The 9963-nt window shown below is 42.4% G+C and carries 8 protein-coding genes; all 8 read left to right on the forward strand.

Annotated elements, in window-relative coordinates; all coding sequences use genetic code 11:
* A partial coding sequence (locus ACZMB2_RS13250; protein ID WP_487597087.1) for a VirB4-like conjugal transfer ATPase, CD1110 family occupies nucleotides 1-894 on the forward strand: 894 nt, incomplete at its 5' end.
* The gene (locus tag ACZMB2_RS13255; protein WP_487597088.1) at nucleotides 878-1336 is read left to right on the forward strand and encodes a hypothetical protein; all 459 of its coding nucleotides are present in this window, start codon (nucleotides 878-880) and stop codon (nucleotides 1334-1336) included. The genes ACZMB2_RS13250 and ACZMB2_RS13255, both read left to right, overlap by 17 nt.
* A 51-nt stretch (nucleotides 1337-1387) precedes the next feature.
* Nucleotides 1388-3631 (forward strand): C40 family peptidase, encoded by a 2244-nt coding sequence (locus ACZMB2_RS13260; RefSeq protein WP_487597089.1) that lies wholly within the window; start codon nucleotides 1388-1390, stop codon nucleotides 3629-3631.
* A gap of 26 nt (nucleotides 3632-3657) precedes the next feature.
* A complete protein-coding gene (locus tag ACZMB2_RS13265) occupies nucleotides 3658-3966 on the forward strand; it encodes a DUF4315 family protein (protein ID WP_118014486.1) in 309 nt (102 codons plus the stop codon).
* Complete coding sequence (locus ACZMB2_RS13270) at nucleotides 3941-4675, forward strand: CD1107 family mobile element protein (RefSeq protein ID WP_487597090.1); 735 nt, start codon at nucleotides 3941-3943, stop codon at nucleotides 4673-4675. Before ACZMB2_RS13265 ends, ACZMB2_RS13270 begins: the two co-directional genes overlap by 26 nt.
* Before the next feature lie 72 nt (nucleotides 4676-4747).
* A complete protein-coding gene (locus tag ACZMB2_RS13275; protein WP_487597091.1) occupies nucleotides 4748-6859 on the forward strand; it encodes a DNA topoisomerase 3 in 2112 nt (703 codons plus the stop codon).
* A gap of 29 nt (nucleotides 6860-6888) precedes the next feature.
* Nucleotides 6889-7938, forward strand: a complete 1050-nt coding sequence (locus tag ACZMB2_RS13280) for a DUF5688 family protein (RefSeq protein ID WP_487597092.1) — start codon at nucleotides 6889-6891, stop codon at nucleotides 7936-7938.
* Between the two features lie 82 nt (nucleotides 7939-8020).
* Nucleotides 8021-9963: YodL domain-containing protein (locus tag ACZMB2_RS13285; RefSeq protein ID WP_487597093.1), on the forward strand; the 1943-nt coding region annotated here is incomplete at its 3' end.

Here is a 9963-nt window from a genome sequence, read left to right on the forward strand (position 1 = left end):
AAGGATTATATCAATCCGATGGATATCAATATGGATTATTCCGATGATGACAATCCACTTGGTGTAAAATCCGATTTTGTCCTGTCCTTATGTGAGCTGATCATGGGAAGCAGGGATGGTATTGAAGCAGAGGAAAAATCAGTAATCGACCGTTGTCTTCCACTGGTGTATCAGAAGTACTTTGCAGATCCAAAACCGGAAAATATGCCGGTCCTTGGTGACCTGTATGATTGCCTCAGAAAGCAGAAAGAACCCCAGGCCCAGAGAATTGCAACAGCACTGGAAATCTATGTAAATGGATCACTGAAAGTATTCAACCATAGAACCAATGTGGAACTGAATAACCGTATTGTCTGCTTTGATATTAAGGAACTTGGAAAGCAGCTGAAGAAAATCGGAATGCTCATCGTCCAGGATCAGGTATGGAACAGAGTTACAATCAACCGCGGCATCAAATCCACCAGGTACTATATCGATGAATTCCACCTTCTGCTCAAAGAAGAACAGACAGCAGCTTATTCCGTAGAAATCTGGAAGAGATTCAGAAAATGGGGAGGCGTACCGACTGGAATCACACAGAATATCAAAGATCTTCTTGCCAGCAGGGAAATTGAAAATATCTTTGAGAACAGTGATTTTATCCTGATGCTGAACCAGGCGGCTGGTGACAGACAGATCCTTGCAAAACAGCTGAATATTTCCCCATATCAGTTGTCTTATGTGACGAATTCCGGGGAAGGAGAAGGACTTCTTTTCTATGGAACAACAATTATTCCATTTAAGGACAAGTTCGATAAGAACTTGAAGCTGTACAGTTTGATGACTACAAAACCGGAAGAAGTTGAAAAACGAGAGAAAGAAATGGAGGCGGAAAAGCATGAAGGAAATCGATAAGATCCGAATCAGGCAGTGGAACCAGGATAATCCTTACATTCAGATGAAAAATCTGGAAAATGCACAGCATGGATACCGTGTTCATACAGTCAATGATGATCATCATCTGTATGAACTTCCGCTGGAAACACAGAACATTATCCTTGACTGGGTATTCTGGAATTTTTATCCGGCACAGAAAATCTATCCGCATCTTACCAGTGATGATCTGAAAGAAGTTCTGTATAAACGTACCCAGATTCATCTGCACAACAATCAGTTCAAGGAGGCTATGCTGATCAATGGTTTCTGGCCGAGAGATCCGAGTGAATTGAACTGGGTATTTCATATCCAGGCGAGCTCTCCAGCAATCAGGACACAGGCAGATGGTTATCCTGGTATCCCGATTATAGGACGCCAGGAACTGAATGAGTACAGAAAGAAAAGTTGTGCCAGGAGGTGATGACCTATAGCTGGAAAAGAATTTAAAGGCAAAGATAAAAAGGTCGCAAAGATGACCAGGGATGGTCTGACAGAAGAAAATCTTCGTGATGGTAGTGTAAAAGATATCCGTCACAGGAGTCGAGGACGACCGGAAAATAAGGAAGAATTTGTTCCTGAACGGGAACGGAAAAAGGCTGAGAATGAAGATTCAAAATCGGGAAAAGGTAAACGACTGCAGATGGAAAAGATCCGGAAATCTTCTGTCCGGCAGGAAGCTGTTGAGGATACAGTTGAAGTCACACCGGAAGAAAAAGTATCCGGATATCGAAAGAAACTGCATCGTCATGAAAAAATCCCGGATGATGATAATAATCTGAACAGCCAAAAGAAATCCATTCGGAAGAAGCAGCTGCAAAAACAGATGACCAAAGAACAGGCAAAAGCCGGAAGATTATCCTTTGATGATGAAGGAAATCAGATGGTGAAAGGTGCTGGCATGAAACCGGGAGGGACAGCCGGGAAGTACATTGCCACACAAGCTGTTATATCTGGCATGAAAGCAGTCACTTCCGAAGAGGAAGAAACAGATGAAAATGCAGGTGTGGAAAGTGCCAGACTTGCAGAGCGTGAAACAGAAGCTGCGTTACGTGGCCTGCGTCATGCTCAGATCCGCAGCAAACGAACGGATGTGAAAACCCATCGCAGAGGTTATCGTGAGGCTACTGTAGAAAAGAAACTGAAATTTGGTTCTGCAGAAAGTATGGAAGGAGTCAAACATGCAGAATCGGTAAAGAACGCTGAGCAAAAGAGACATTTCTATAACCGCTTCTTTCAGAAAAAACGATATAAGGATGCATACCGGGTAGCCAGAGCCGGAAAATCCGCTGGCAGTCTAGGTGGAGCGACAACCATTGCCGGTGTCGAGAACATGACGGTAAAAGCAAAGATTGCCTTGAAAGAGATTATAAAGCGTAATCGTGCCATGTTCGCAGGCATCGGTATTTTTGCGCTTCTTTTTCTTGTCATAGCAGTATCTCTGGGGAGCTGCAGTGCTTCTATCGAGGGTGCTGGATCTGTGATCGGTATTACAACGTATCCAAGTTCAGACGAGGATATTTATGCTGCCGAAAACAGATATGCTGCTTTGGAAAGTGCCTTGAATCAGCAGATCAATGAGATGGAACGAAGACATCCAAATTATGACGAGTATCAGTACAACATTGCTGAGATTGGTCATAATCCATACCATCTTATCTCGTATCTTACCGCAAAATATGGAGACTGGACGTACTCAGATGTTGAAAATGAACTGCAAGCTCTTTTTGAAGCACAATATCATCTGAATACAGAAGGTCGAACAGAAACGGTGACAGAAACCAGAAATGTTCGAGTTGGAGAATCATTGGGACAGGTGGTGACCAGCGGATACTGTAACTGTCGAATCTGTTGTGGTGTATGGTCAGGCGGACCAACTGCCAGTGGCGCATATCCAACAGCAAACCATACCATTGCTGTAGATGCTTCTAATCCATTTGTGCCGATTGGTACTAAGGTAGTAATGAATGGTGTGGAATACACAGTTGAAGATACCGGAGCCTTTGCACGATATGGGGTGCAGTTTGACGTTTACTATGATAACCATGCTGCCGCTTCTGCTCATGGACACCAGACCTGGGAAGCTTATATCGCAGATGACAATGGCAGTCAGGAAGTAACAGTTACCAGTACAAGCACCAAGAAGATTCTATACGTGACACTGACAAATGGAAGCTTTGATGCTGTGGCAAGAGCCAATCTGAATGCAGAGCAGCTGATCATTTACAATGCATTAAATACGACCTATGGAAACAGAAATTATCTGTGGGATGTAGACAATGTGACCAGTGGGTCAGGCGGTAACGGAATGAGTTATGAGATTCCGCCAGAAGCATTACAGGATGAAGAATTTGCCCGGATGATCCGAGAAGCAGAAAAATATCTGGGAGTACCTTATGTATGGGGAGGCTACTCTCCGTCTGGATTTGACTGCTCAGGTTTCGTATCTTATGTCATTAACCATTGTGGTAATGGCTGGAACTATGGACGATTGACCGCGGAAGGATTAAGAGGCGTATGTACTTATGTATCACCGGGAGAAGCAAAACCAGGAGATCTGATCTTCTTCCAGGGAACGTATAACACATCCGGTGCAAGCCATGTGGGTATCTATGTCGGTAACAATATGATGATCCATTGTGGGGATCCGATCCATTACTCAAATATCAGCACATCCTACTGGCAGCAACACTTCATGTGCTTTGGAAGACTGCCATAAAGGGGTGACCGAAGGGAGGTGAAAGTTTGAATAAAAAGATTAAAAAATATCTGGATGAGATTGCCAAGACAGAGAAAAAGATCGCGGATCTGCAGCAATATCTCAGGGGTGTCCAGGCCGCATTAAAGCAGGAAGAGGACAATGAGATGATCAAGTGCATCCGTGGTATGAAGATGGAGAATGGTCAGTTGTATGATCTTTTGGATGGTATCCAGAATGGAACAGTTAAATTTCAGGTAAGCAGGGAGTCTGACGAAGAAGGTTCAGGCTCCTTTGTATTCACAGAAGAAAATAAGGAGGAATATCAGAATGGTGAAATGGAAGAAAATGAATAAGAAAATGGCAGGATTGCTGTTGGGCGTCATGATGCTTTTTACAGCATCAACCACAGCATTTGCCTATGTGGATGAATCAGCGGAGGCATCTAAAGTAGAGGCAACTCAGACAGAACAGTCAACAGACAAAGAAGAGAAAAAGGATGAGGCGGCAAGTACAAATGAGGTGTTGCCGGAAGATGGAACAGACAAGGGAACTGCATTTACGACACCTGGCAATGGTGAAGTTAAGGATGACATTACCGATGATTCCACGAAGGAATTTCTTACGGTTACAACGAAGAATAACAATACTTTCTATATCGTGATTGACCGCAGTGCCACATCACAGAATGTCTATATGTTATCCCAGATTGACGAGAATGATCTGTCCGAATTTCTGGATAAAGACAGCACTGCTACTGTCGTAACACCACAGCCAGATACATCAAAGGTTGTGCTGGATGAAACAAATAATGAGGATGTAGACAAGGAAGCTACCGTTGATCCGGAGAAAACAGCATCTACCAAAACCAATATGGGTGCAATGGCAACAATTCTGATCCTGGCTCTCGGCGGTGTAGCAGCATACTACTACTTCAAGATCTATAAACCAAAGAAAGAGGAAGATGAGGATGATCAGCCTGAAGGTTTGGAAACAGGAGGTCTGGAAGAAGTTCCGGATGAGGAAGAGTCTGAAGACGAAGATTTTGAAGAAAATGAAAAATAAATAAACTTTTTTAGCGGAGGGGGCTGTAAAACATGCTCTCTCCGTTTCGTTATATGAAGGAGGTTATACATCATGTATTTAGTAATTGCAGAAAAACCAAGTGTATCAAGAGCAATCGCAGAGGTGATTGGAGCACAGGAACGAAAAGACGGATATTTAAGAGGAGCCGATTGTATGGTCAGCTGGTGTTTTGGACATCTTGCAGAATATGTTTCACCGGATGCCTACGATGAAAAATTTGGCCAGTGGAGATACGAAGATCTCCCAATCATCCCGAAAGACTGGAAAGTTACAGTCTCAGAAGATAAGAAAGATCAGTTCTATATCTTAAAAAGACTGCTCAACAGTCCGGAAATTGAATATGTCGTAAATGCCTGTGATGCCGGACGTGAAGGAGAATTGATCTTCAAACATGTCTATGACTTATCCGGAAGTAAAAAGCCGGTGAAACGATTATGGATCAGTTCTCTGGAAGATTCCGCAATCTTTGATGGAATGCAGCATCTGAGATCCGCAGAGGAATACCGACATCTGGCCGAAGCTGCAGTATGCCGTTCTCAGGCTGACTGGCTGGTAGGAATGAATGCAACCAGAGCTTACACCACAAAGTACTTCAAAAAGCTGACTGTTGGAAGGGTCCAGACACCGACACTTGCCATGCTGGTGGAACGTGCCGGACAGATCAGCAATTTCCAGAAAGAAAAGTATTTCAATGTGGAACTGGATTGTGATGGGATTCCGGCAGTAAAGCCAAAGATCTTTGATCCGGATGAGGCGGAACAGTTAAGAAGCAGATGCCAGGGAAGTGAAGCTAGTATCACTGCAGTAAAAGAAATAGAAAAGAAAGTAAAAGCCCCAAAGCTTTATGACCTGACCACACTGCAGAGAGAAGCGAACCGTATCTATGGAATGACAGCCAAACAGACACTGGATACCGCCCAGAGCCTGTACGAAAAGAAGCTGATCACTTATCCAAGAACAGACAGTCAGTATCTGACCGAAGATATGGAGCAGACCGCAAGAAATGTAGTCTATCAGATTTATGAGAAATATCAGCTGACAGGTCCGTTTGATCAACCGGAGCAGCCAGATGTGAAGAAAGTCATGAATAACAGCAAAGTGACAGATCACCATGCAATCATTCCAACGATGGAGCTTGCATCCTGCCATCTGGATGAATTGAAATCCTGGGAAGAAAAGATTCTTTTTCTGATTGCAGTCCATACGGTCATGGCAATGAGTAAAGATCACATTTACCAGGAAACAGAGATTGAAGTGGAGTGCCAGGGAGAAATCTTCAAGGCAAAAGGAAAAACCGTGCTACAGGATGGATGGAAACTCTTTGAAAACTGCTTCAAGAATGAGGACCGCATGGCAATTGCAGATCCGGATCAGGAAATGAAAGAGAGGATGCCGAAAGTAACCAAAGGACAAACGTTCTATGCTGTGGATGCAGAAAAGACAGAGCATTTCACATCACCACCGAAACCATACAGTGAAGATACTCTCCTTGCGGCAATGGAAACTGCTGGAAATAAGGAATTCGATGAAGACACGGAAAAGAAAGGATTAGGAACTCCGGCGACAAGAGCCGGTATCATCGAAAAATTGATTTATTCCCAGTATGCCACCCGAAAAGGAAAGCAGATCCTTCCAACAGATGATGGAAAAGTCCTTGTTGAGATCCTGCCAGACTTCCTGAAATCTGCAAGTATGACTGCAGAATGGGAAAATCAGCTGCTCTTGATGGAGCATGGGGAAATTGCACCGGAACAATTTATGACCGGGATTAAAAATATGCTGACCATGATGCTGAATGGATGTGATGCGATCTCCGAAGAAGAAACAAGAAGATTTCAGACCAGAGAAAGCATTGGAACCTGTCCGGTATGCGGCAGCCTGGTATACGAAAGCAAGACCAACTTCTATTGTAGCAACCACGATTGCCACTTTGCTCTCTGGAAAGATAACCGCTATCTGCAGAGCATGGAAAAAACCATGGATAAAAAGATGGCTGCAGAGCTTTTGAAAAATGGAAGTGTGCATGTAAAAGACCTGTATTCCAGAAAGAAGAATATGTACTTTGAGGCAGATCTTCATATGGATGCAGATGAAACCGGAAAGGTAAATTTTTCTTTATCCTTTCCAAAAAAGAAATCAAAAAACAAAAGCAAAAAGAAATAAGAAAAACAGATTAGAGGAGGAAACGAAGAATGAATTTTAATGAATTTGTAAATGAAGTAAAGGGCAATATCAAACTCTTTTTACCAAAGGATTATGAGAATGCAGAGGTATCAACGATGGAGTGTCATAAACTGAACCGTGCCTATACGGGACTGATGGTGAGAAAAGAAGGTGAGCTGCTTACCCCGACGATCAATCTTAACCAGCTGTATGAAGCATATAAAACACAGCCTAGCGTAACAATGGAAACTGTATGCAGAAAGATTGCAGATATAGTCCTTGAGGCACCGATACAGGTTGATCTGAAAGCTATTTTAAATTATGAAAATGTGAAGGATAAGCTGTTTATCCGTGTGTCATCAGCCGAAGCAAATAAGGAAGTCCTCGAAATTGTGCCACACCAACTAAAGGAAGATCTTGCAATTACCTATCATGTGGCAGTAGGCAAGGATCAGGATGGATTAAGTTCCATGCTGATTACAAATGAAATGATGAAGGAATATGGAGTGACACAGGAGCAGATTCATGAAGACGCTATGAAAAGTTCACCGCGTGTCATGGTCCCAGAGGTATCAAGTATAGGTGTACTGATAGATGAAATATATCAGAAAAATATTCTCATGCTGACACCAGATGAACGTGAAATGCTGCTAGAAACATTGCAGGAGTCAAGCGAGATGCCGACATTCTTTGTTGTTACAAATACAGAAAGAGTTAATGGAGCCGGTGTGATCTTTTATCCGGAATTCATGGATAACATGGGGGAACTTCTGGGAAATAATTTCTTCATTTTGCCATCATCCATCCATCAAATGCTGATCTTGCCGGATGACGGGCAAGTGGATGCGGAAATGTTAAGAGATATGGTAAAAGAAGTTAATGCCACTCAGGTAGCACCAGCAGAACGCCTTACCAATGATGTATATCACTTTGACACAAAGGATCACGTCTTTGAAAAGGCAGACAGGTTCACAGAACGTCAGAAAGAAAAAGAAGCGCAGGCTGCAAAAACAGAGAAAGTTGGAAAAGAACAGCCGGATCAGAAACCGAAAACAAAGAAACAAGATATGGAACTTTAATAAAAAATAATCATCTCATCAACTAATAAAAAGCCCTGCGGCATAAGCACAATGTCGTGGGGCGTTTTTGGAAAGGAGTATTATGACAGAACAAAATAAAACTACTACTATTCCACTGCCGGTCCAGGGAAAAGATATCGACAGCATTATGCAGTCACTAGAATCTGGTGTGGAAGAACTTTTTACAAGTAACCGCTATCAGGAATTTCTTAAAACCATGGCAAAGTTTCACAATTATTCCTTTAACAACACAATGCTGATCGCTATGCAGCGACCGGATGCCACACTTGTTACCAGCTACAAAAACTGGCAGTCCATGGGTAGACAGGTCATGAAAGGTGAAAAAGGAATTACAATCATTGCACCGGCACCATATAAGAAAATGAAGGAAAAAGAGGTTCTGGATGAAAATCAGCGACCAATCATGGGAACCGATGGAAAACCTAAGACTGAACAGGTGGAAGTTACGGTTCCGCATTTTAAAGCAGTTACCGTCTTTGATATTGCTCAGACATCCGGGGAACCAATCCAGACACTGGCACCAGAATTATTGACTGCAGCTGTACAGGACTTTGATTCTTTCATGCAGGCTATTCAGAAAATATCCCCAGTACCGATACGATTCGATGAGATCGATGGCAATGCTAATGGATATTATCACAATGCAGATAAGGAGATCGTGATTAAAAAAGGACTCAGTGAAAGCCAGACCTTAAAGACTGCCATTCATGAAACAGCCCATGCAAAACTGCATGACAAGGAAATTATGGAAAGCCTGGGTGTAGAAAAAGATCGTCTGACAAAAGAGGTTGAGGCTGAATCGGTTGCTTACTGTGTGTGTTCTTCCTTTGGGTTGGATACATCGGATTATAGTTTCCCTTACATTGCAGGCTGGAGTAGCAGCCGGGAAATGAAGGAAATGAAAGCATCTATGGATGTGATCCGCAAGACAGCCGGTGAAATGATCGATCAGCTTACAGAAGAGCTTGAAATCATTCTTGAAGAAAAACAGAAAACAGAATTACATGAAAAATACGGGATTCTGGTAGATGCACTGGAAGCAGCTGGATACCGCTATGATTATCGGGAAAGCGAACCGGGACATATTGTATTGACACCGGATGGGACACATGAAATTGCCGGATATTTGCAGTTTGAATCATGGGGAGATATCAAAGACTGGTTGGAAGATACGATTGCAGAAGGAACAGATATTTCGGAGAGAGTTGATCGGGCTTTGTACCCGTTTAAGTTTGATTATACCTTAGAGGAAGAAATGTTCAGAGGTAATGGTGACCGCTATGCGATTTACCATGTGGATGAAGACACACCGGGAAAACAACATTTATTTATGAATATGGCAATGGTCAAAGAAGATGGTATTACAATCGATGCAGCAAATTATAAATGTGTTTATTCTGGCAGATTACATGAAAATGAAAAGCTGGATGATTTGTATGCGATATTCAACGATAATCTACCGGCAGATTATAAAGCTCATTCTATGTCGGTCAGTGATGTCATCATTACAAACCATGGTGGGGAGATGCAGGCATATTACGTGGATCGATTTGGATTTAAAGAACTTCCAGACTTTGCTGCACAAAGAGAAAAAATACTCGATATTGTCCCAGAAATAAAAAATGTGGATTATGAAAATGATCTTACATGTATCAGCTTTTATGCGGCTGAATGTGCTGAATTTCCTGTAATGGGTGAAGTACATTATGACCTGACATTACCGGAAGCCCTGGAAACTTATGAGAAAATCCCATCAGAACGTATGCATGGACTGAAATGTGTTGGCTTTGATCTGAAAGACGGAAGTGATTATGAAGGAATGCAGAGTCTGATGATCGAAGGAAAAATACAGAAAGAATTTCTGAATTCGATTCCTGGATTTAGAGAAAATTCTTATGTGCAAAATGCAATCAGTCGTGTGGAAAAGTACTTGGAAGAAAGACATCCAAATGTGGAAAATCCTCTGAAATCCAATAAGAAAGTGGATAACGAAAAAAATATAAG

The organism is Hominiventricola sp. (genome assembly GCF_057604405.1).

Coding starts and splice junctions, on each gene's coding strand:
- ACZMB2_RS13255 (WP_487597088.1), top strand. CDS start 878: ATGAAGGAAATCGATAAGATCCGAATCAGGCAGTGGAACCAGGATAAT.
- ACZMB2_RS13260 (WP_487597089.1), top strand. CDS start 1,388: ATGACCAGGGATGGTCTGACAGAAGAAAATCTTCGTGATGGTAGTGTA.
- ACZMB2_RS13270 (WP_487597090.1), top strand. CDS start 3,941: ATGGTGAAATGGAAGAAAATGAATAAGAAAATGGCAGGATTGCTGTTG.
- ACZMB2_RS13275 (WP_487597091.1), top strand. CDS start 4,748: ATGTATTTAGTAATTGCAGAAAAACCAAGTGTATCAAGAGCAATCGCA.
- ACZMB2_RS13280 (WP_487597092.1), top strand. CDS start 6,889: ATGAATTTTAATGAATTTGTAAATGAAGTAAAGGGCAATATCAAACTC.